At 61.0% G+C, this 23,115-nt stretch carries 20 protein-coding genes; 2 read left to right on the top strand and 18 right to left on the bottom strand.

Annotated features, from left to right (window positions below):
- Positions 1-8: 8 nt before the first annotated feature.
- The 14 genes from P8L30_10390 to P8L30_10325 form a co-directional block, all read right to left on the bottom strand.
- A complete protein-coding gene (locus P8L30_10390) occupies positions 9-2,459 on the bottom strand; it encodes a hypothetical protein (GenBank protein MDG2240601.1) in 2,451 nt (816 codons plus the stop codon).
- Positions 2,456-3,586 (bottom strand): glycosyltransferase family 4 protein, encoded by a 1,131-nt coding sequence (locus P8L30_10385; GenBank protein MDG2240600.1) that lies wholly within the window; start codon positions 3,584-3,586, stop codon positions 2,456-2,458. The genes P8L30_10390 and P8L30_10385 overlap by 4 nt, the downstream gene beginning before the upstream one ends.
- Positions 3,583-4,743, bottom strand: coding sequence for a UDP-N-acetylglucosamine 2-epimerase (non-hydrolyzing) (gene wecB, locus P8L30_10380; GenBank protein MDG2240599.1), 1,161 nt, complete (start codon positions 4,741-4,743; stop codon positions 3,583-3,585). Before wecB ends, P8L30_10385 begins: the two co-directional genes overlap by 4 nt.
- On the bottom strand, positions 4,740-5,696 hold the full coding sequence (locus P8L30_10375) for a glycosyltransferase (protein ID MDG2240598.1): 957 nt from the start codon (positions 5,694-5,696) through the stop codon (positions 4,740-4,742). Before P8L30_10375 ends, wecB begins: the two co-directional genes overlap by 4 nt.
- Positions 5,693-7,198, bottom strand: coding sequence for an RNA polymerase factor sigma-54 (gene rpoN / locus P8L30_10370; GenBank protein ID MDG2240597.1), 1,506 nt, complete (start codon positions 7,196-7,198; stop codon positions 5,693-5,695). Before rpoN ends, P8L30_10375 begins: the two co-directional genes overlap by 4 nt.
- 42 nt (positions 7,199-7,240) lie before the next feature.
- A complete protein-coding gene (lptB, locus tag P8L30_10365) occupies positions 7,241-8,032 on the bottom strand; it encodes an LPS export ABC transporter ATP-binding protein (protein ID MDG2240596.1) in 792 nt (263 codons plus the stop codon).
- Between the two features lie 8 nt (positions 8,033-8,040).
- On the bottom strand, positions 8,041-9,663 hold the full coding sequence (locus P8L30_10360; GenBank protein ID MDG2240595.1) for a hypothetical protein: 1,623 nt from the start codon (positions 9,661-9,663) through the stop codon (positions 8,041-8,043).
- An 8-nt stretch (positions 9,664-9,671) separates the two neighbouring features.
- A complete protein-coding gene (gene lptC, locus P8L30_10355) occupies positions 9,672-10,226 on the bottom strand; it encodes an LPS export ABC transporter periplasmic protein LptC (protein MDG2240594.1) in 555 nt (184 codons plus the stop codon).
- Positions 10,226-11,194 carry a KpsF/GutQ family sugar-phosphate isomerase gene (locus P8L30_10350; GenBank protein MDG2240593.1) on the bottom strand — a complete coding sequence of 323 codons (969 nt, stop codon included), beginning with the start codon at positions 11,192-11,194 and terminating at the stop codon, positions 10,226-10,228. The genes lptC and P8L30_10350 overlap by 1 nt, the downstream gene beginning before the upstream one ends.
- Positions 11,191-11,757 (bottom strand): HAD hydrolase family protein, encoded by a 567-nt coding sequence (locus P8L30_10345; GenBank protein ID MDG2240592.1) that lies wholly within the window; start codon positions 11,755-11,757, stop codon positions 11,191-11,193. The genes P8L30_10350 and P8L30_10345 overlap by 4 nt, the downstream gene beginning before the upstream one ends.
- The gene (gene kdsA, locus P8L30_10340; protein MDG2240591.1) at positions 11,757-12,554 is read right to left on the bottom strand and encodes a 3-deoxy-8-phosphooctulonate synthase; all 798 of its coding nucleotides are present in this window, start codon (positions 12,552-12,554) and stop codon (positions 11,757-11,759) included. The genes P8L30_10345 and kdsA overlap by 1 nt, the downstream gene beginning before the upstream one ends.
- A gap of 12 nt (positions 12,555-12,566) precedes the next feature.
- The gene (locus P8L30_10335; protein MDG2240590.1) at positions 12,567-14,225 is read right to left on the bottom strand and encodes a CTP synthase; all 1,659 of its coding nucleotides are present in this window, start codon (positions 14,223-14,225) and stop codon (positions 12,567-12,569) included.
- Positions 14,226-14,233: 8 nt separating this feature from the next.
- Positions 14,234-15,010: a 3-deoxy-manno-octulosonate cytidylyltransferase gene (gene kdsB / locus P8L30_10330; GenBank protein ID MDG2240589.1), complete on the bottom strand. Its 777-nt coding sequence runs from the start codon at positions 15,008-15,010 to the stop codon at positions 14,234-14,236.
- Positions 15,011-15,178: 168 nt separating this feature from the next.
- Positions 15,179-15,760 carry an aminodeoxychorismate/anthranilate synthase component II gene (locus P8L30_10325; GenBank protein ID MDG2240588.1) on the bottom strand — a complete coding sequence of 194 codons (582 nt, stop codon included), beginning with the start codon at positions 15,758-15,760 and terminating at the stop codon, positions 15,179-15,181.
- 153 nt (positions 15,761-15,913) lie between these two features.
- Between P8L30_10325 and P8L30_10320 the strand changes: the two genes are divergently transcribed.
- On the top strand, positions 15,914-16,942 hold the full coding sequence (locus tag P8L30_10320; GenBank protein ID MDG2240587.1) for a hypothetical protein: 1,029 nt from the start codon (positions 15,914-15,916) through the stop codon (positions 16,940-16,942).
- Here P8L30_10320 and P8L30_10315 read toward each other — a convergent pair.
- Positions 16,939-18,138, bottom strand: a complete 1,200-nt coding sequence (locus tag P8L30_10315; GenBank protein MDG2240586.1) for a YncE family protein — start codon at positions 18,136-18,138, stop codon at positions 16,939-16,941. The two genes, P8L30_10320 and P8L30_10315, sit on opposite strands and share 4 nt — an antisense overlap.
- A gap of 149 nt (positions 18,139-18,287) precedes the next feature.
- On the opposite strand from P8L30_10315, the gene P8L30_10310 reads away from it, so the two are divergent.
- Entirely contained in the window at positions 18,288-20,312 is a 2,025-nt protein-coding gene (locus tag P8L30_10310; GenBank protein MDG2240585.1) for an Ig-like domain-containing protein, read from the top strand.
- 74 nt (positions 20,313-20,386) lie between these two features.
- Here the strand turns inward: P8L30_10310 and P8L30_10305 are convergent, their stop codons facing one another.
- The 3 genes from P8L30_10305 to P8L30_10295 all read right to left on the bottom strand — a co-directional run bounded on the left by P8L30_10305 (position 20,387) and on the right by P8L30_10295 (position 22,423).
- Positions 20,387-21,085 (bottom strand): cysteine hydrolase family protein, encoded by a 699-nt coding sequence (locus tag P8L30_10305; GenBank protein MDG2240584.1) that lies wholly within the window; start codon positions 21,083-21,085, stop codon positions 20,387-20,389.
- On the bottom strand, positions 21,082-22,095 hold the full coding sequence (locus P8L30_10300) for a hypothetical protein (protein MDG2240583.1): 1,014 nt from the start codon (positions 22,093-22,095) through the stop codon (positions 21,082-21,084). The genes P8L30_10305 and P8L30_10300 overlap by 4 nt, the downstream gene beginning before the upstream one ends.
- Before the next feature lie 136 nt (positions 22,096-22,231).
- Positions 22,232-22,423 (bottom strand): hypothetical protein, encoded by a 192-nt coding sequence (locus P8L30_10295; GenBank protein ID MDG2240582.1) that lies wholly within the window; start codon positions 22,421-22,423, stop codon positions 22,232-22,234.
- Positions 22,424-23,115: the final 692 nt, after the last annotated feature.

Here is a 23,115-nt window from a genome sequence, read left to right as displayed (position 1 = left end):
CCACGCCTTCAGGGTTCAGTGCTCCCGCGTGGGCGATCACGCCACCACACGAATCCGTTTGCACCAGCGAGCGCCAAAGACAGGAGGACGCTCACCCAGAGGCTCATGCGCACCGTGGCCGATGCATACCACACTTCGATCTCGGATTGTCCGGCTGGGACCGGGATCGCACGGAGCGTGTGGTAGGCTCGGAGTACTGGAGTGTCGACCCCGCCGACCGTGGCCTGCCATCCAGCAAACCAGTTATCCGAGATGACCAGCATGGCAGCTTGATCCGAGGTTACAGAGAGGCGCATCCGGTCGGGGCCTCGCTCCAGCCAGGTCACGTTCCCCTGCCCTGGGCCTCCACCAAGAGATGCGACAGGAGCCTCGGCCAGCACAACTTCCCGCTCGGGGTCGAAGGCGGCAGAGAGCATGTACGGCACCGCTTCTTCGTCGGACTTCACGACCGCACTTCCAACAAGGCGAGCCCTCGGCAGCGCACCAATCTCGATCATCGTTTCGAAGGGCTGCCCATCCGAGCCTTGTAGCCTCTGGATGATGCCTGGGCCTTCGTACGGCTGCCGCCGCGCGTAATCCGGATACAGGATGTACTTCACGTTGAGCAGCCGCCTGACAGTGCCGCTGTTTATGAGGTTCACTGCGTCTCCCGACCCGACCATCCCAATCAGTTGGCGGTAACGGGCGAGGTCGTTCGGATGATGACCGGCTGCGAGTTCGATACCGTGGAGCGCCGGGCTGACGTCCTGACTGTTCCGGCTCATCGAGAACAGTCGATAGGGCTCCGTGCTTTCCGCCTCCCGGTCCAGGACCGCTTGGATGTTGGCGTTTGGAGCGTAGAACTCGTCGTGGTCGAGCGTCACGATGAACGCCTGATCCAGACGAAGGGCGTCTACCGCAACCAACCCGACCAGGCCTGCCAATAGGGCGACCGGAGCGAGACGCCCTTTCCGGAACACGAGTGCGAGGCCCGTGAATCCCGCAGTCAGCAGCACGGATGCCCAAGCGCTGCGTGACATCTCCGGCATGAAGTCTGCCAACGCTTGAATCCTCCCGTCGCCCATGTCCTTGAAGACCATCGAGGGCCAGATCGAAGCTATGAAACCGCTCGAGATCATGATCGCGATCGCCGTGACGACGCCCAGTCCAGCCACCATCACTATGGAGAGGCTTCGTTCTTCTTCGTCCCCGTCAACTGGCTGACGGAGCAGTCGGTCGACGCCCAGCGCGGCGAGGGTTGCCATGCTGAAGGCGAAAAGGAACATCGCCTGCGAGGGGGCCCTGAAGAGGGAAATGCCGGGCACGATCGAATAAATGATGCCCCATACGGGGGTGTTCGCTCCGAGCGCGAAGAAGAAGGCAAGCGCGCTCAACCCAAGGAAATAGAAGCGTAGGCTGCGCCTTGCCCCGCCGACGAAGGAAACCGCCGCGAGGAGCATCAGGATGAGGCCGGCGTATTCGTGATTGTCCTTGGCCCCGTTGCGGCCCCAATACGGGGCCCCCTTCCAGTTTCGTGCTTGGTTCCCTGCGAAACCCGGGACAATGAGGGAAAGAGCCTCCTCAGGATGGATCGACCATGAACTCGACCAGGCGACGCTCGTCTCCCCCACTTCTGCTCGTGTAGTGGCGGTGCGCCTTGAAGATTGAGTCGCGTATTCGACAGCCGGCACTAATTGGAATGCCGCGATGCCTGCCCCCATCAGAGACGCAGCGAGGAACAGCCCGAAGGTGATGCCGGCGCGCGGACGCACGGGCAACGCCGAGGCCTTTCCCTGCCGTGCGAGTTGAGTCGCGCGAAAGATCGCGAACATCCCGACGCCGCCGAACAGGAAGTACGCCATCTGGAAGTGAGTCGTGTAAATGACCAGCCCGACGACCAACGCAACCGAAGTGAAGGTCGCGAGACGGGGCCGCACGAAGTGGCGTTCAACGACCCAGAACAGAAGCGGGGCGAGCGCGGTCACAAACAACTTTCCGTCACCGCCAGGGTGGACGAAACTCACCAGCATGGGCGACAACATGTAGCCGGTCCCGGCCACGAGTGCGGCGGCCCGGGAGGTACCGATGGCCCGCGTCCAACCGAACATGAAAAAGCCGGCCGCGAGCACATGGAGAATCAGTTTCCATCCAAGTGCTCGGTACGGCTCCATGATGAGCAGGAGCAGGAGCGAGGGCGGATAGAAGGACTCTCCGGCGGAGAGGGCTTCAAGGAATGGAGTGCCCCCCAAGATGTGCGGCTGCCACCGAGGGAAGCGACCGAGGGCTCCGATCATGTCCACATAGAGGGCACGAGCGATATAGCCCAACCCCATCGTGTCGTTCCCGAACAGCATCTGGTCGCTGAAAATGAACGATCGGAAGAGGAAGACGGTCAGTCCACCGAAGAGTACCGTGGGAAGCCACTTTGGCACCGTGGGTCCACCGCCGCTCTTTCTGTCGTCGCGTTTTCTAGCACTCATGACTGCCCCCCTTTGGCCCGTCGGCGCTCGATGACTTCTTCGTAAATCTCCAGGTGCCGTTCGGCCAGGCGGGCGTTGCTCCAACCCGCGACCACCCGTCGACGCCCTTCCGCCCCAAGCTCCTTCAGGCGCCCGGACTGGAGCAGCGAGACAACCTTGTCCGCCAGCGCGTTCGGATCGGCTGGCTCGAAGAGTCCACCTACCGCGTCACTTACGATCTCAGGCAGCCCGCCAACGTTGGTAGCTGCAACCGGCAGTTCACAGGACATGCATTCGAGCGCCGCGACTGAGGTCGCCTCCATGAGTGACGGAAAGACCGCGAGATCGCCTGAGGACAGAAGTCCCGGCATCTCTCCGTGCGGCCGTGCACCCATGAAATGCAGCCTGTCGGAAACGCCGAGTTCACCCGCCATGCGTTCGAGTCGATCACGCTCCGGTCCATCGCCAACCAGCACGGCTTCTACATCGGCCCGCTCTGCAATGAGCGGCATCGAGCGGACGAAGTGCTCGACCCCGTTCTTGTGGAAGAGCCTCCTGGGCACGATCAAGCGGAAGCGGCCCTCATCCAACGGAGGAAGCGTCGGCTCGATGTTTTGGAAGAAACCGGTGTCTACACCGTTGGTGAGCGGCTCGATGCTCGTTCCCGGCGCGATGCTTTCCCCTACCCCAGCGATCTCACCACTCGCAGCGAGGTTGTAGTCAGCCGCTTCCAGGAAGCGCTTGAAGACGGGCCGCCAGAACGGCGATCCCGCTCGTTTGAGGAAGTGGCTTGTGTGGTAGGTCGTAACGATGGGGGCGGACCGGACACGCTGCGCCACCATAGCCGGGAGCACAGACGCGATGTCCTGGGCGTGGAGGACGTCAGCGTGTTGGGCGAGGGTCGCGAAGCGATGCATCGACGCAAGCGCATGAGCGGCCCAGCCGGGGGTATTCCTGGACGGCATCCAAGTCCGCCACACGTTGACGCCACCCATTACTTCTTGCTTCGGCAGGCCCGGCTGAGATAGGGACGTCACCATGTCCACCCTGTGGCCCCGTTCGGCCATCGCCTTGCACAAGTAGTAGACGTGGCTCTCCAGCCCGCCTACCTCCGGCGGGAAGTAGACGCAGTGCATCAATACCTTCACGCGCCCCAATCCTCGGTCGTACGTGGTCGTCCCAATAGGTCCGCCGCAACGATGTCGGCAATCCGTTTCCCGGCGAGCCCGTCACCATAAGGATTGGTGGCAGGAAGGGTTTCCTGAGCCCTGCTCAGAATCGAGCGAGCTCGTTCAAGGATTCGCCCCCCATCCGTGCCCACCAGTTCTGCGACACCTGCGTCCACTCCCTCAGGTCGTTCCGTGACCTCACGAAGGACGAGCACCGGCGTCCCGAAGGTCGGCGCCTCTTCCTGAATCCCGCCCGAGTCGGTCAGGATCAATGATGCGGCGTCGAGCGCGGCTACGAGATCGAAGTAGCCGACCGGGTCAGTCAGGTGGATGCGAGGGTGATCACTCAGGAGTTCCTGAGCTGGCCCCAGCACATTCGGGTTCGGATGAACGGGGTACACGATGTCGATATCGTCGTGCTCTTCCGCGAGCGTTCGCACGGCAGCGAATACCTCACGAATCGGGGCACCGAACGATTCGCGGCGATGCGCCGTGAGGAGGACGAGTCGTCGATTACCCTCGATGACAGACCGGAGGACATCATTGTCGATGGGTCGGTGACCGTCGGATACCCGCTGAAGGGCGTCGACGACGGTGTTGCCCGTGATGAAGACGTTTTCCGCCGTGGTGTTCTCGGCTGCCAGTGCTTCTTTAGCATACGGCGTAGGTGCGAAATAGTAATCTGATACGATATCCGTGAGGCGTCGGAAAATTTCCTCCGGCCAGGGAGCCCACTTGTCGTGACTCCTCAGCCCCGCTTCAACATGACCGACCTTCACCTTCTCGAAGAACCCGACTAGGGAGCCGACGAATACCGTGGCTGTGTCCCCCTGCACGAGGATCGCGTCCGGTTGGAACTCCTGCACCACTCCTCGTAGCCCTTCCATCGCACGCTGGACGACGTCGTAGAGCGTCTGGCCCGGCTTCATGATGTCCAGGTCATAGTCGGGTTCGAGATCGAATGCCTCGAGGACCTGCGCCACCAGATCGGTGTGCTGACCGGTCAAGGCGAAGCGTGTTTCGATTTCCGGAGCGAGGTCACGAAATGCGTCGAGTACGGGGGCCATCTTGATGGCCTCCGGGCGGGTCCCAACGACGATCAACACCTTTTTGGGCTGTATTGAGGATTCGTTCACGAACCGGAATCCTTTCTATTTCTCCTCAGGTTGTCGATCTCGTAACGGACCTGAGCCACCTGTTCGGACACCAGGCCAAATCCGACGAGCACGAAGCCGAGCATCTCGAGCAGCATGACCAAGTATAAGAGCGGTCGATAACCCATTGGCGGGATGTAAGGGTCGAAGCCCACCATGGGGTGCACAAAACGCAAATACACCGCGATTGCCGCGACGAAGACTCCTAGGCCGGCCATCAAGATGCCGGAGGCTCCAAAAAAGAGCAGCGGCTTTCGTGAGAACAGCAGCAGGAAGCCCACTGACATCAGATCCATCACGCCGACCAAGATACGGAACGGGCCCTGGAACTTGGACTCCCCCGCCCTTCTGTCGTGGAGTTCGATGTCGATCTCGGTGACCGTCGCGCCACGCGAGTGGGCGAGTACGACGAAGAACCGATGCCAATCGTGACGAAGCGTCAGGCCGTCCAGGACTTCGCGACGGAAGGCCTTCATCGAATTCAAGTCCGACACTGGCACGTCGAAGATCTTCCGTGACAGGCGATTGTAGACCGAGGACACTCCGCGCTTGTCGTATGCTCCGACCTTCCGGCCGGTCACGATGTCCCACCCTTCGGAGAGCTTCTCCAGGAATCGCGGAATCTCGCTCGGGGTGTGCTGAAGGTCCGCGTCGAAGATGACCAGGGCTGTCTTCTCAGTCGCATCGGCGCCGGTGATCATCGCCTCGGTCTTTCCGAGGTTCTTATTGTGCTTTACAACCTTGAAGGCGTCCCACCCAGCCGACTCGCGTTCCGCGATGGCAGCCGTGTCGTCCGATGAGCCGTCGTCCACCAAGATGACCTCACCGTCGAGGCCGAAGCGCTCGAAAGCCTCTCGGAGCTCGCGTACGAGATCCGGAATCACCTCAGCTTCATTGAAGGCGGGTACGATGACCGCGAAGTCGTTCTTCGTCATACGCGTTTTCGCATACGGGCTGGGAGAATTCCGAGTTGGTCTCTGTACTTGGCGACCGTCCTGCGAGCGATTTTGACGCCGTCGGCCATCAAGAGTTTTACGATGGCCTGATCTGTGAGGGGTTTTCCACTGTCCTCGTCGGAGACCAGGCTCTTTATCTTGTCTTTTACGCCACGGGCGGAGATGTCCTCTCCGCTCGTCGTAGACAGTCCACTGGAGAAGAAGTACTTGAGGGAGAAGACGCCCCGGGGGGTCTGCACGTACTTCTTATTTGTCACGCGCGACACGGTCGACTCGTGCATCTCAATGTAGTCGGCGACCTCACGGAGCGTGAGTGGCTTCAAGTGCTGCACACCCCGCTCGAAGAACGCGCGCTGCCGATCCACGATGAAGTTCATGACCTTCAGCATTGTCTGACGCCGTTGCTCAATGGCCTGAACCATCCAGTTGGCCGAGTTGAGCTTGGCGGCGACGAATTCCTTGTTCTCACCTGTGAACTGCTTCTTGTCTTTCGCGATGTCTTTGTAGCTCTGGGAGATCCGGAGACGCGGCAGGCTCGTGTCGTTCGCGAACACCATGTACTCACCGTCGATCTGCTCAACAATCAAGTCCGGGATGACATAGTGCTCGGGCTCGGCTGAGTATTTCTGACCCGGCTTCGGGTCCAGGTGACTCAGTCCATCCGTGGCGTCTTGGACTTCGATGGGTTGCACACCGAGAGTCTTCGCGATGTCACTGACACGATGGTTGATGAGCGCATCGAAGTGTTCGTCAACGATTTTAAAGGCGAGCGAATCGCCTTCATCACGCTGCTGAAGCTGGATCAGGATCGATTCCCGAACGTCTCGGGCACCGATGCCCGGCGGGTCGAAGGCCTGGACCACCTGCAGCATGGCCACGGCTTCATCTAACACGTACGGACGGAAGGCCTCTACAATGGAGTCCATCTCAGACTGACGTTCGTGTTTGTCTTCGATCTGGGCCACCGCCTCTTCAGCGATCGGGCGGACTTCTTCGAGCCAGCTGTTCACGCCGGAGACACATTCGGACAGATCGCACGCGAGCATTCCGTCGTCGTCGATGTCGCCGATGATCTCTTCGCCCATGCGGAGTTCACGATCTGAGATCGTGAGAAGGCGCAATTGATCCTCGAGGTGGTCGTGCAAATCCCGCGTATCGACGGGAGTGGGTTCGAAATACTCTTTCTGCTCGAACTCGGCGCGTCTGCCGCCCACATCAAACCCGTCCAAGAGGATCGCCTCCCAGTCCACATCGTCGCCCAGAGGTTCGTCCGTCGTGTCCTCTCTGAGCTCGACCTCCATTTCAACTTCGGCTTCTTCCATCTCGAGCAGCGGATTCTCAGCGAGCTCTGCCTTCAGATGCTGTTGCAAGTCCAATAAGGGCATGTAGAGCAACTCCATCGCCTGATACAGGCGTGGGTTGATCCGCATCTCCTGCCGGAGGTTTGCGCTCTGATAGAGCTTCGTGTTGAAAGTGCTCATGGAAGGGTCGTTCGCCGGGCCTCCAAGCCCGAGTATCGATTTCTACTCCTGTGCTCCTGCCGTGTCGGGTTTCGCATACCGACCGCGCATCCGTTCGGTCAAAGTCGGGCCCAGGTAGATCTCCGCGACCTCATCGTTCCACACGAGTTCGGAGACCGTCCCGCTGACCCTAATCCCACCTTCATACATGATGTATGCCCGATCGACGATTTCGAGTGTCTGTTCAACATTGTGATCAGAGATTACGACCCCGATATCGCGATCCTTCAGACCGCGAACGATGTCCTGAATGTCGTGTACGGCAATCGGATCGATCCCTGCGAAGGGTTCGTCGAGCAGCATGAACTTAGGGCGCTGGACGAGTGCCCGCGTGATCTCGAGTCTGCGACGCTCACCACCGGACAGCGAATAGGCCTTGTTCTTGCGCAGTTCGCTGAGGCCCAATTCGGCCAAAAGGTGCTCCAAACGCTGCTTTTCTTCCTTCTTTGGCAGCTTCAGCGTCTCAAGGATTGCGAGTACGTTGTCCTCGACTGAGAGGCGCCGGAACACTGACGGTTCTTGGGCCAGGTATCCCACCCCTCGACGCGCTCGTCGATACATGGGCGTCTTGGTCAGATCGTCCCCATCAAGGTGGACCGTCCCGGAATGCGGCGGAATGAGTCCGACCATCATGTAGAAGGTCGTCGTCTTTCCGGCTCCGTTCGGCCCCAATAGGCCCACGATCTCGCCCTGACTCACGGCGATGTCAACGTCGTTCACGACGGTGCGTTTGCGGTAGATCTTCGTAAGGCCTTCGCCCGAGAAGCGGCTCACTGTCTCCGGTTCACCGTTCATATTTTCACTCAAATGTGTCTCCAGGGATCAGACGGATAGGCTTGAGACCGCTCCGGGCCAGGAGCGTCAGGCCCACCTCCGTCGTTCCGGGTATTCTCAGGTGTCTTCGTATTCCCAACCGCAGAAGTGTCCGGCACGACCGTGGAATCTGCGCCCAGGCTGTCCGAAGGAACACTGATTGGTATCGGCTCCAGGTGAACCCCCTGCGTCTGCCCTAGGACGTCCATGTGATCAATCTGCCCGTCGGCCATCACGATGGTGATTTCATCTCCCACCACATAGTGAACGGCTGGGGCGTCCGTCCCTGCTACCGAGTTGCTGTCTGCTGGCGGGAGCCGATAAAGGCTGCGTGCGCCTACCCGGGCAACAATACGGTCGATGCGGTTCTGAGCGGACGTGGAGTCCGAGCCCGCTTCCGTCTCGACTTCGGCCGTATCGCGCACGAAGGTCACGATCACGGTGTCGCCCTCAAGCCAGTCAGTCCGAGCGATTTCTGGGAGGACTTCGACGTTGAGGGAGTCGCGGTCGCTCGACACGCTGCGGGCGTTCCCCACTGCGAAGACCCTGTCCAACTGCTCGGCCGGTGCTAGGACCTCTAATGAGTCCGCGGTCAATTCGAACTGGGCGGACACCACTCGTGGCCGGGCGGGCGCATCTTCGGAGACGTTGGCGAGGTCGACCCTGTTCACGGCAACGAGCCGGTCGAGAAGGCTTCCCTCCATATACATGAAGATTACTGGAGCGGTCAGCCGCATGTCCTCACTGATGAGTAGAGCCTCTCGGCGCGCCACGACCTGGTCGATGTCGTCCCCGTTCATCCCCATGTTGATGGTCTCGCCCAGGAGATCGTACGTGGTGCCGTCGACTCTGGCCGAGCCATTGAGGAGAATGCGGCCGGCGGCCTGGTCGTACTCCGCGCTGTCCGCGAACGCGTGAAGCGAATCGCGCTCGATCTCGACGTCCCCAGTTGCGCGGAAATAGGTGTCACCCTGAATGAAGATGCGGTCACCGTCCACGACGTAGGGTGTGTTCGAGTCGTTTACGGATTCCGGCAGGCCGACTTCGACCGGAGTCGCCGCCGGTGGCAGGGCTGGATCGGACCCGGGAATCGAATCTGTTCCTGCCGAGGATGTGCTGGCCCGCATGGTCAGAATCGCTCGGGGCCTGACCCCATCAAGGCCCGTGGTCACGTCCATCTGGGCCCGTTGCCGTTGAGGCGTCTGGCGCAGGTAAATGAGCCGGCCGTTCTGAATCGTGAATCCCTGGACGGTGTCTTGGACGAACACATTGCGTTCAGCCTGAAGGCGGCCCTGCTCTGCGAAGTATCGGGCTTCGTCCGCGCGCAACTCACCGTTCGCGTCAAGAAAACGCACTGAGCCGATGAGGTGCTGCATTCCCTGTGCTGAATACGAAATCGCTGAGTCTGCCCAGATTTCGACCCCGTCGCGACAGAAGAGGTGAGGAGTCCCGACATAGGTGATGCTCGCCCCGCCTGACAACATGGTCATCACCAGGTCCCCTGACGGGAACACGAACTCACAGTCCTCTTGAGCCGCACCCTTGGCCGGGAACGCGAGGAGCGAGACAATCGCCGCGACGACGAGGAGGGCTCGTGGGAGGGAGACCGTCATCGGTCCGACTACCGGCCGACCGCTTGGCCGCGAATGCTCGAGATCCGGACGTTCCTGAACTCCATATCAGATTGGAACGCAGAGCCCCTCGTAACCGAACCGTTCGCGAGCGTCTGCGCCGTCGCCGAGTCCGACCAGATCCGATTCTGATTCGGGTCGTAGTGCAACTCGGAGCTTTCGATCTTTCGCCCGTCGTCATGCACCAAGAGGACCACGTCACCTCGTGCGGTCATCCGGTCCGTCTGCTGGTCCCAATCGCCCGAGGTGCCCGTCACCGTTGCACGCGCCGTGCCGTTCGCGTTGTAGAACACGATGCTCATTTGATGGAGCTGAGCTGAGGCCGAGTCCGCGAACATATATGCGGTGTCGGCGTTGACCCTACCGTCCCGAATGCCTCGCGAGGTCATGAAAGCAACCATACCGAAGACGACGTTATCCGCCCCGATCTCTAGGAGCGCTTCCGACGCGACCGCCGTCTCCACAGGTTCGTCACAGGCGGTGAGCCCCAAGATCGAAACCAGACCGATCACAGCAAGGGGGCGAATCATCTTAGATATTTTCATCAAACCGCTCCGGATCTCATCAAGTCGTGCAAGTGAACGATTCCCACGAGATGTCCGGCTCCGTTTTGGACCGGGAGGGCCATGATCCCGTGCTCTTCCATCCGACGAACGGCTGCGGAGCCCAGTTCGGCCTCGCTGGCGACCTTAGGGTTGAGCGTCATCACGTCTGCGACTTTCACGCCGAGGAACCCCGGGTCCGACTCCATGCATCGTGCCAGGTCCCCGGCCGTGAGTACACCCACAACTTTGGGGCCCTCCACCACGGGGACCGTGCCCCGCATCTTCGCGAGTGGCGCGATGGCTTCTTTCAACGAGACTTCGCCCGTCAGCGTGGGATATTCGTCGGAGATCATGACATCTCCTACACGGACGGAGAGCTTGGTTCCAAGTGTTCCACCCGGGTGAAGCGCCGCGAAATCCCCTTCCCCGAATCCCTTCTCCTGAAGGACCACCATGGCGAGGGCGTCGCCCAGGGCCAGCGTGGTCGTGGTCGATGAGGTCGGGGCCAGATCCATCGGGCACGCCTCCTCCGTCACCGAGCAGTCGAGCGTCACTGACGCGTCGCGAGCCAGCACGGAGTCCGGCTGCCCTGTCATGGCCACCACGGGAACACCGAGACGTACCAAGTACTCCGTGATGCGACCGAGCTCAGAGCCCTCTCCGGACTTGGAGATGAGGATCGCTACGTCGGCCTTCCCGACGATTCCAAGATCTCCGTGGAGCGCCTCGACCCCGTGTAGGAATGTCGAGGGCGTACCCGTCGAGGTGAGGGTACCTGCAATCTTCCGAGCGATGTGCCCCGACTTGCCGACCCCGCACACGACGATTCGGCCCTTCGCGCCCGCCACGAGACGGCAGGCCTCCACGAATCGACTGTCCAGTCGCGCGGATACCGTCGCGATGGCATCGGCCTCGATATTGAGAACACGGCGCCCTTCTGCGAGCAGCGCCTCGTCAGAGGACGTCATGCGGGGCTCCGGTCCGCAACATACTTCTCGATTACGCCACCCAGTTCGCCCCGCGCGGTGAGCAGGGCCTCGCAGAACTCACGTGCGGCGCCTTTGCCTCCCTCCTTCGCCGACTTCCAATCGGCGATCGCTGTGATCGTCGATGTAGCGTTTGCTACCGCAGCTTTGAGGCCGACCTCCCGGAGCACGGACAGGTCAGGGATGTCGTCAGCCAGCATCGCGACTTCGTGCCATTCAACACCCTTCCGAGCGATGAGTTCGCGGACGACCACAAGCTTGTGGGCGTTTGGCGCCTGGTGGCACTCATCGATTTCGAGCTCAGCCGCCCGCAGCGTGGTCGCCTTTGAGACACGACCCGAGACGATGGCGACTTCGAGCCCCGCCCACATGAGCATCTTGAGCCCAATGCCGTCTTGGATATCGAAGCGCTTGAGTTCGACCGATTCTCCTGATTCCGTTTCTCCGACATAGATGCCGGCATCCGTGAGGACACCATCGACGTCGAAAATCACGAGTTTGATCTGACGGGCCAGCGCGTCATTGATTGGGTTCTCGCTGGACATCAGGTGGCTCCCTCGGGGGCTAGGGCCGCTCGCACGGCCTGCACATTCCGGAGCAGTTGAGGCATCTCTTCCAGCGGAAGCATGTTCGATCCGTCCGACGGTGCTTGCTCCGGGCGCGGGTGGGTCTCCAGGAACAATCCAGCACATCCGGCGGCCACAGCGCCTCGCACGAGCGACGGAATGTGCTCCGGGTCGCCGCCACTGGCGCCGTCCAGAGCGCCCGGTCTTTGCACGGAGTGAGTGCCGTCGAAGTAGACTGGGCAGCCCGTCGCTTTCGTGCCTCGTGCGAACGACCGCATGTCGACGACTAGGTTGCCGTACCCGAAGAAGGTCCCACGCTCGGTGACCGCGACCTCAGGCGCTCCTGAGGACTCGAGCTTGTCCACAGCGGCCGCCATTTCCTCGGGCGACATCCACTGCCCTTTCTTCAAGTTGACGGGACGCCCCGTCTCCCCGACAGCGACGAGTAGGTCCGTCTGCCGACAGAGAAATGCTGGTATCTGGAGCGCGTCGACCACGGCAGCGACGCGTGCCGCCTGACCGGCCTCATGGATGTCGGTAATCACCGACAGGCCTGTTTCCCCTTTCACCCGTGCGAGCGCCTCGAGGCCGACCTCTAAGCCGGGACCCCGCTCGGCCGACAACTTCGACCGGTTTGCCTTGTCGAATGACGCCTTAAAAACGACCGGGAGATCGAATGACTCCGACCACCCCGAAAGCGCACGTGCGACTTCGAGGTTGATCTCATCACTCTCTAGGAGGCATGGCCCAGCGATGAGCGAGAATCGATCGAACATCCCCCTCCGTTCCTAAACGCTTGCCGGCTCAGCGGCCGGTTTAGCGGGTTGGTTTCGCGCGTACGCGGCAGCTGCTCCGACGAACGATGCGAACAGCGGATGCGGGCGGGTCGGGCGGCTCTTGAGTTCGGGATGGAACTGACCCGCGACGAACCAAGGATGTTCCGTGAGCTCGATCATCTCGACGAGCCCGCCGTCCGGAGACGTACCACTGATCGTCATGCCGTTGTCCGTAAGCAGGTCCCGGTACTCGTTGTTGACCTCGAAGCGGTGTCTGTGACGCTCGGAGATCTCGTCCACTCCGTAGATCTCCCTGGCTTTGGTTCCCTCGCCTAGGGCGCACGGATATGCACCGAGCCTCATCGTCCCGCCCATGGTGGTGACTTGCAGTTGGGAGTCGAGCAGGCAGATCACCGGATCCGGCGAAGCCTCCGCAAACTCGGACGAATGGGATCCTTCCAAGCCACACACGTTCCGAGCGAATTCGATGACCGCGCACTGCAGACCAAGGCAGATGCCGAAGAACGGCATCTGGTTTTCCCGAGCCCAACGGATCGTCTCGAGCATACCTTCGACTCCGCGAGGACCGAATCCACCTGGAATCAATAGGCCGTCATACTCTTTGAGTTTCTCTACGCCCTCACCGTTGTCGAATACTTCAGAGGACAACCAGTGGATGTCAGCCTTTACGTCGTTCGCGATGCCACCATGGATGAGTGACTCCTGAATCGACTTGTACGAGTCGATGTGGTCCGTGTACTTGCCGACCACCGCAATCTTGGCCGTACCCGCAGAAGGATGTTTGACCCGATTCACCATCGCAGTCCACGACGTCATGTCGGGCTGCGGCAGATCAAGTCCTAGGCGCTCCGCGATCACGTCGTCCAAGCGCTGCTTCTTGAGCGAAAGGGGAACCTCGTAGATGGTCTCGACATCGCGCGCCTCGATCACCCCGTCGATTTCGACGTTGGTGAAGAGCGCGATCTTGCGACGGATTTCGTCAGACAGCGGATGCTCGGACCGACAGATCAGCACGTGCGGCTGAATTCCGATCTGCATCAGCTCGCGCACGGAATGCTGGGTCGGCTTTGTCTTAAGCTCCCCCGCGGCGGTGATGAATGGCACCAGCGTCAGATGGACGAAGATCGCGTTCTCGCGCCCCACGTCCTGACGGAACTGACGAATGGCCTCAAGGAACGGGAGAGACTCGATATCACCCACCGTGCCGCCGATCTCGGTAATCACGACGTCGTTGTCGTCAGAGAGCCTGCTGATCGCCGACTTGATCTCGTCGGTGATGTGCGGGATCACCTGAACCGTGGACCCCAGGTAGTCACCGCGACGTTCCTTTGAGATCACCGTCTGGTAGATCCGACCCGTCGTGATGTTGTTTGCCTGGGAGAGGGATTCGTCGATGAATCGCTCGTAGTGACCCAAGTCGAGATCGGTCTCAGCCCCATCGTCGGTCACGAACACCTCTCCGTGCTGGAACGGCGAAAGCGTTCCCGGATCCACGTTGATGTACGGATCGAACTTCTGGAGCGTCACCCTCAGCCCGCGCTCCTTGAGGAGGCGTCCGATGGCTGCGGCGGAAATTCCCTTACCGAGTGACGAAACTACGCCGCCGGTAACGAAGATGTACTTAGTGGGCCTGTCATGCGTGTCGGTCATGGATTCCGTCATGCGAAAGTGGTGGCTCCGTACTCGGTCAGTTTCTTTTCCATCCTCAGAACATCCGCGGGTGTATCTACTCCCGGGTCCGCCGCACCCACGACGGCTACCCCGATCCTCAATCCCGCCTCGAGCGGGCGTAACTGTTCCAGCAGCTCGAGACGCTCCAGCTGTGATGGCGCGAGGGATACCCAATCATGCAGGGCGTCGCGCGTATAAGCGTAGATCCCGATGTGCCGAAGGAATGGCTCGTGCTCCAACTCCTCGGGTCCTGGCTTCTCGTCGCGTTTGTAGGGGATCGGGGCGCGAGAGAAGTAAAGCGCCTTCCCGCTGGCTGCTCTCGCGACCTTCACCACTGAAGGGTCTGCCCGCGCGTCATCTGTTCGCACGGGAATGGCACATGTCCCCACGTCCCATTTCCCCTCAACAACCAAGTCGATCGCGGCTCGAACGTGCGCCTCCTTAATCAGGGGCTCGTCGCCCTGCACGTTCACGACCACGTCGTACTGTCGATATGCGGGGCGGTTGACCACTTCAGCGACGCGGTCGGTCCCTGAAGGATGATCCGTTGCCGTCATTTCCACCGGGGCTCCCAACGCCCGGCAGACCTCCGCCACGTCCTCTGAGTCCGTGGCAACCACCGCGTGGTCGAGCACAGACATGTTCTCGATGCGCCGCCAAACCCACTCAATCAAGGGTTTCCCGAGGATCGGATAGAGCGGTTTGTTGGGGAGTCGGGTCGAGGCAAGCCGGGCCGGCACGATGCCTAAGACCTGGCCGCTCAAGGGGCTTTTCCGGGGCCGGAATGGCGCAAATGCAATGCAAAATTCACGCCAGGAAAGTTACTCGCGTGGGGGGGAGAGGGTCAACCGGATATCCAAAGTAAATTGGCGTCGGATTCGCCTGCCCGACTGAAGTCGACTTCGCGGCTGTTGGCCGGGACCGCCCACCGCTCAAGTCGCCTCCAAGAAATTCTGTAGAAGCTGCTTGCCGTATTGGCTGAAGAGGGACTCCGGGTGGAACTGAACGCCCCACAGCGGGAGGTCCCGATGCCGCATGGATTGGACTTCTCCCTCGTCGGCCTTGTCCGTGCTCCAGGCGGTTGGGACGAGAACCTCCGGCAACGCGGCCGTGTCGGTAACCAGGGAGTGGTAACGGGCAACCTCGAAAGGCGAGGGGATGTCGCGGAATAACCCGTCGCCCTCGTGCCGGATCGAAGCTGTTTTTCCGTGCATGATTCGGCTCGCTCGTACGGTGCGTCCGCCGAAAGCCTCTCCCATCGACTGGTGCCCAAGACAAACCCCGAGCATGGGTGTGCCCTGCGCTCCTAGTTGCCTGAACGCCTCCACACTGACGCCGGCCTCGGAAGGTGTGCACGGTCCAGGCGACACGACGATCCTCGCGGGCTTCATCGCTCCCAGCTCGGCCACAGACTTCTCATCGTTGCGGACAACGACCGGCTCAGCGCCCAGATCTCCGAGGTGCTGAACGAGGTTGAACGTGAACGAATCGTAGTTGTCGATTACTAGCAGCATCCCGGTCGCTCTTTGGTCGTTTCGGTAGTTCGTCGCACTCCAAGCTAGCGCTCGATGCTCCAGCCCAATACTTCCAGCGGATGAAATTGAGGATCCGACCCATATTCGCCGGGTAGCTGACTCACCTCCGACTACGTCACAACAGGAGACTTCGTGTATACCCGCTGTCTGGTTTGCGCCACCGCGTTCGAGCCCAACGATCAGTTGGAGCATCTGCCCAATGGGCAGCGCGTGGCGTTCGATCCAGGACGCGGGCGCCTGTGGGTCGTGTGCCCGACCTGTCGCCGATGGTCGCTGGCGCCCATCGAGGACCGATGGGAGGCGCTTGAAGAGCTCGAGAAGTTGACGGCGGACAAGGCCCGACTGCTGTCTCAGACGGACAACATCTCGCTCTTGAAGTCAGGTCCGTTGGAGATCGTCCGTGTGGGGAAGGCTCAGCTCACCGAAGAAGCGTGGTGGCGGTACGGGCGTGAATTGGCGTCGCGTCGACAGCGCTACAAGAAACTCTCCTTTGCGGGGACAGCCGCTGCGGGTGCCGTGGTGGTCGGCGGCTGGGCGACCGGTGGCATGACGCTCCTGGGCATGTGGTTCGTCATGGGCCACGCACCTGACTCGATCACCGATGCCGCTCGTTGGCTCCGGTTCGGGGGTTCGGCCTGGCGTGGCGCAGAAGAGTGCGGTTCTTGTGGGTACACCTTCCGCGCCTTGCCGTACAGCGACCGTGGCGGCCTCGGGCTCTTCCCGGGTTCCGAGCCGGGGAAGATCGAGCTGGTGCAGCGCTGCTCGAACTGCGGCGTGTATCGTGACGGTGGGTTGCGTCTTTCTGGCCAGGACGCCGAACGGACTCTTCGGCGTGTGCTCGCCTACCACCACTACCAGGGCGCGTCCGAGCGCCGGGTCGTGTCGGCCGCCCGGCTGATCCAGGAAGCTGGGTCCCCACAAGACTTGGCCCGTATCGTCATAAAGGACGGGAGGCGCTTGGGCGACCTACAACGTACCGGCGCGATCGCGTTGGAGATCGCGGCCAACGAAGCTTCTGAGCAGCGCCTACTCGCGCTCGAGCTTGCTCAACTCGAAGCGCATTGGCGCCGTGAGGAAGAACTCGCCGAAATCGTCGATGGTGAACTCAGCCCCCTGCCTGCGATCGAGACGATGCGCAGGCGGATCACCGGTCGGGGTTAGCCCGCGGGCTCCATCTTCCAGAAGATGATTCCGCCGGCCTGTTGACCTACCGCGGCGGACCCGACCAACTCAAAGCTGTCCAGGTCATAGACGTCGACCTTACCCGGCTCGGCGCCCTTACCTTCGACGCTCACGAAGGCGTACCGTGAGTCTGAGGAGATCGCGACCCCGTGTGGGAGAGTCGTGCTCGACGGAACGGTCGCTAAGATCTCGCCGGATGCAGCGTCGAAGAACTGAGCTTGCGCCGCACCTTTCAGTGAAGCCACGAGCACGCGGCCGTCCGGGGTAATCCCCAAGTTGTAGGGCGCTCGACCTGCTGGGAATTTTCGTTCGAGCGACCACGTCTCACGATTCACGACGAGGATCTCGTCACCCTTGTTGCAAGCCACGTACAGCGAGCCACCGTCCGGGGAGGGTTCCACCCAGGTGGGAGAGCACGTGGGGTTATGGGTCATACTCATGCCGCTCATAGGCTGTGACATCCCGTTCGCCCCCGTTACGACCTCACCCACCTCGTAGTTGTCGATCGCCATCTCAGATCCTTTCGAAACTGAAAAGCGACGAGACACCTCAAACGTGCGCGTGTCGATCTCGACCATCTGGTCGTCCATCATGCAGTTCGAGTAGGCGAAGAGGCCGTCTGGAGCTATGCGGAGCCCGTGAGGCATGACACAGGTGGCGATCTGATCGACCTCCACCAAGTCGGGCGTGTACACGACCGAGATCGTGCTGGGGACCATCTCACCGTGCAGATTGAAGTTCACGATAAAGGCGTAGAGCCCATCCGGCGTGAGATCGAGCGTCGCCGGAAAGTTGCCCAGGAGGATCGGGGCGGCCACGAGCGTATCAACGCCCGCCTCGTACTTCCATAACTTGCCGTCCGGCACTCCGTGCGCCGTCGTCATATAGAGATATTGGCCGTCGGGCGACACGTTCAGGCCGTGCGGCCCCTCAGTCTCGACCGCCATCTCACCTACGGGTGTGGTCTGGTCGACGGATACGCCCTCCGGCCCCAGGCGGATGCGATGGATAAGGTCGGCGGACTCTGCGCCGACGTACGCGTAGTAAACCACGTCCGGACCGGCGGTCTGCCCAGGAGAGGGTGCGTCATTCGCACTTCCCGCTCCACCATAAGAACCACCACACGCCACAATGAGAACCGCACAGGAGGTGGCGAACATGTTACGTAGGTTCATCGATCTCAGTCGTTTGGGTGGCGATCTGTTGCGCCGGAGGTCGACGGCTTCGACCTTCCACGCTTCTTCGGATTCACAGGGCAGTTGCGGAGCCGACCGGGGTCTAATAGGCCGAACATGAAGGACCTTTTCAAGGGAGCAGTGTGAAGATGAGACGTATCAGTTCACTCGTGGCCGTGATGGCGTTGGCTGCAGCGCCGGTTGCGGCTCAGGATGCGGCTCTCGAAGTCGGTCTCCGCGTAGCCAGTATTACCAGCGATCCCGCTGAGATTGTGATCGAGGCCGGTGCGCCCGCCTCGGTCTCAATTTTAGCCCTGGATGCCAACGGCCAAGTCGTAGACGCGACACTGCGGATACGTGGTCGGGGGGTTACCTACTCGAATGGCACATTGACTGGAGCGGAGGGCGGTGAGTACCAACTCATCGTATCGGTAGTGCTCCCGTCGAGTGCGTCACAGGCTCCGGTGTCTGCGTCGATACCTGTGATCGTCACGTGGCCGGCGGTTACCAAGATTGACGTCATGCCTGAGAATGACATGACGCTCTACCCCGGAACCTCTGTCGGATATTCGGCCGAAGCGTTCTTGGCGAACGGTGCCCTCCGTCCGGGTGCACCGATTTCTTGGTCGACGTCGAACTCAGCTGTAGCGACTGTCGACCCATGGGGCTCCGTCACCGCCCACTCGAGCGGCTCGGTCGCGATCGTGGCGACGTTCGAGGGAATGGACGGCGAATACCAAATCGACGTTCCCACGCTCGATGCTTCCCGCTTGGAGATCCGTGGTGGCGTTGATCAGGTTCGGCAGGGAGATGTCGTATCGCTCGAGGCGGTGGCCACTGGTGGAGCGTCTGAGGTCACGGACGTTCCGGTCACATGGTCCGTCTTTTTCGAGCCGGACGACACCATCAACGCGCCGGGAGCCTCAGGCCTGGTGACCGAAGGCAAGTTCGTTGGTGAAGTGCCCGGTCAGTACACCGTGCTCGCTACCGCGGGAGATATGGTCGCTCGTACGAAGATCGACGTCCGCTCGCGTGGCGCTGTTCAGGACATCGAGCTCATGGGCCGCGGAACCGTCTCAGATCAGCGTAGCTCTGACCTGTGGATGTTCGAGGGGATGAACGGACGCGATTATGGCCTCACGGGCACCTGGGGCGCGGACGGCTGGGCGTTCTTCTGGGACGTGACCGACGTCGGCAACATCATGAAGATCGACTCGATCCAGGTTGATGCGCGTACCGTGAACGATGTGAAAGTCGCTCCGAACGGGCGCTACGCTGCGCTTTCCCGTGAGGGTACGTCGACGCGTAAGGATGGGCCGGTACTCATCGATATGTCGGACCCGGACAACCCGGTGATCGCCTCTTACATCGACGACGAGCACATCACGGGTGGCGTCCACAACATGTTTGCGCTGGATAACTATTTGTTCGCCCTCTCGAACGGCGACAAGTACGTCATCTTCGATGTCACCGATTTGGCGAATCCCAAGTTCGTCAGCGAATACAACCATCCAGACAGCCGCGTCCACGACGTGTGGGTGCATAACGGCTTCGCCTACTCCTCCGAGTGGGGCACGGGTGTTGTCGTCGTGGACGTTGGCAACGGGCAGTACGGCGGTTCGATCGAGAACCCTGTCTTCGTCAACGCAGTGCCCTACCCCGTAGGTCGGACGCACGCTGCCTTCCCGTATTATTCGGAGACGGCGGACAAGTTCTACTTGTTCCTCGGTGATGAGATCATGGGCCGAGGCGACCAGGCGTGGCGTGGCACGGGACTCAACCGTGTGCCCACGGGCCCGACGGGTTCGCCCGTCGCGTTCAGTGGATATATCCACATCATCGACTTCACTGACCCCATGGACCCGAAAGACGTCGCGCGCTACGAGGTGTCGGAGTTCGGGACGCACAACAGTTGGGTTGAAGACGACGTGCTCTACCAGGCTTACTACGACGGTGGCGTGCGGATGGTGGACGTTTCCGGAGAACTCATGGGTAACCTCTACAATCAGGGTCGTGAGATTGCCGTGTTCAAGCCCTTCACAGTGGAGGGCTTTACGCCGAATACCAGCGTGGTGTGGGGTGCCCAGCCGTTCAAGGGCAACGTCTTCTTCACCGACCTGACCTCAGGGCTGTGGTCTGTAAAGCTGAAGCCGACGCAGCGCCCGATCAGCTGACGAAGCCGAGTTACATGAAGACGGGGTGGTCGCCAAAAGCGACCACCCCGTCTTCATTTTGGTGGCGGTCAGCCTCAGCCGGCCACTTGATTCACCGTGGTGACGCGTCCCTTTTCGGCCCAGCGCCCTAGCGTGGCCGTCTCGGGCTCCAGTCCAAGTCCCCACATTGCGTCCGACAATGCCGTCACGTGATAGTCGCGAGCCTGCATGCCGTCGATGGCCTGAGTCACACACACGTCACGTGCGACACCTACGACGAAGAACTCGAGAGACATTCCGAGAGCCATGGAGAGGCCCTTCAGGAAGGCGTCCGTCCCGGAATTCCCTTTGAATACATCAAAACGTGTCTTGTGAACGAATACTGGGAGATGCTCAGAGACCGCCGTTCGAGCCACTATGCGGGCCTCCTCCGCCCCTACATCATGCGGGAGCACGATCGGGTTGGCGGGTCGAATGCTCGGCATGATGGCCGCGCCTTCCTGTTCGTCCGGATCGCCTGACCGTCCCATACAGTGCGGAGGATACGTTCCCGCCGCAGGGTCAGGAGAGTCCGGGTCGATCTCGTCGTCGTCGAGCGCGTGCCAGTCGCCGGTATACACGACTATGTCACAGTCCGCGGTCATCCACGCCAATGCACGTTCCAGTGCCGTCATGATCTGTACGGACCCGCGGTCGGTGTCGTCCGAGAGGTCCTTCACGTACAGGCGGCCTTCGGGATCTAGAAAGTCCACCTGGGCGTCTACGACCCATCCCACTCGAGCAGTTGCGTTCATGTCACCCGCTCCAATCGATCGTTGGGCCTGAACCAACGTCCCACCTTCGCGGCGGGTTCGTCCCCGCGGAGGACCACGTCAGCCGTGTAGTCGTAGTTACCACGCACTAAGGCTGAACCGACTCCATAGGAATCGACCGGGACCCCGGAAGCTTCGAAGTACTGGATCTTCTTAACCGAAAAACCTCCGGATACAACAATTTTCACGTGTTGGAAGCCCTCGGCGTCGAGAGCGGTCCTCACATGCTCCACCAGGCGCGGATTCACACCCCGCGGATCGAAGTCGCCCATTTCTTCGTCGAGCGACTTGTCCACGAGAGCTGCCGAAGTGTCGAGTCGGACACCCCACAGCTTCTGGCCCAGCTTCCGAGCGACAGCGAGTGACGTGCCCACGCAGTCATTGTCGAAGTCGACCAGCGCGATGACGCGCACATCGTCCGACATGGCGTCCGCAAAGGCCTGCGTCGCCCCCACGGTATCACCTCCGAACGCGGCGATTAGTGCGTGCGGAACAGTGCCCACGCCCTCAGATCCCCACCATGACGCCTGGGCATCTGTCGAGACCCCGATCGCTCCTGCCACATGCGCAGCCCACCCGTCTCCCGTTTGGACCATCCAGTGGTCATGGCGTGCAGGAAAGAACATGATTGGGCGTGGCCAAGCCGCTTCAACCACCGCGCGTGTGTTCGTAGCGATGCGTGTACGCCGGGCCAGGACTCCCACATACAGTGTCTCGAGGTGGGAGAATGCTGCGTAGGGACCGGTGATGTGCATCACCGTCTCCCATGGACGCGCCCGGTCGCCGTCGTGCAGTGACGAGACCTCGAGATCACTGAATGAGTACCCGTCCGTCAGACACAACTTCAGAATCGCGATGGCTTCGTCCGTGCCCGCTACGAACGCCTCAGTCTTCTGGAAGACCTGCATGGTGACCACAGGGTCGAGGCCGCTGTTTGCGAGTACCTCACGCGCCCGGACGAAGTACTTATCCGAATAATATCCGGCACGCATTTTCTCGACCGGAAGCTGGAAGATTTCAGGGTCGAGTCGATCCGACGTACGAATGGGCTCGGGAGGGGCGGACGCCGTGTCGAAGCCCTTCAGCTCACCTCGCCCGTTGTGCGAGTCTTTTGTGCGGCGTGCCAGGTTAGACCTGGCAGGTCATGTCGACGGCGCAGCACATGGGCGACTTGATCTTGCCGTGGCCCTCAGGGCATTGGGAGACCTGAACCGTCGACCCATCGTCCTTGGTGAGCGTGTCGTTCACGAGTTCTTGGCCACACTTGGCACAGGTCATGTTTACGCTCATCCCGCACTGTCCGCAGGTATACGATGCCATTCGAAGCTCCGCTCGGTGTTGGTGTTGATCAGAACGAGGATGGTAACGCGAGCGGAACCGACTCGCACTCCCTAATCTTCGCTTTCTTCGCCTACCGTATCGACGCCTCGCGGTTCGCGGTCGGCGTGGAGGACTCGAAGCAATTTCGGCTCGAAGCCGATGGCGAATGTCGACCCCGCTCGTCGCGACGAGATCGAAGCGCGTGAGAGAGAAAGGCGACCGAGAGATGGTGAAGACCGCGATATGTACGACCAAAGAACAACGTGCCTCATAGAATTTCTCGAACCGGATGAACCACCGGCGCAGGACGACGAACTGCGTCACCGCGTGTGCCTCCAAAAACGCACCCACCCAAATCAGCCGTGGCTAAGGTCAGGTCGCCGAAGACCTAGTTGTTGTGCAAGAAGCAGAACGCGATCAGTACCTGCATCCCCACGAGCTGACGCACGGGCACCCGCTCAACATTGAGGTTGTAGAGACCCGGGATCGTGCCCCGATCCTCATGAGTCGAGGTCGAGCGATCACTCGACCTCCTCCAGTGGGGGAAGCTCTAACCGTGGGGAATTCGATGGACGTGCGCCTGGATCCTCGGCGGCTCTGGAATCGGACGGGGGGACTGAGAAGGATGCGGATCTGCCGACGAGACGTCCATACAGCCCCGCATGTGCAGCCATTCGACGCCTAGCGCGGGG

Source organism: Longimicrobiales bacterium (assembly GCA_029245345.1).
Classification (GTDB): Bacteria; Gemmatimonadota; Gemmatimonadetes; order Longimicrobiales; family Gaopeijiaceae; genus CALFPJ01.
This window is presented reverse-complemented; position numbering and strand designations above follow the sequence as displayed.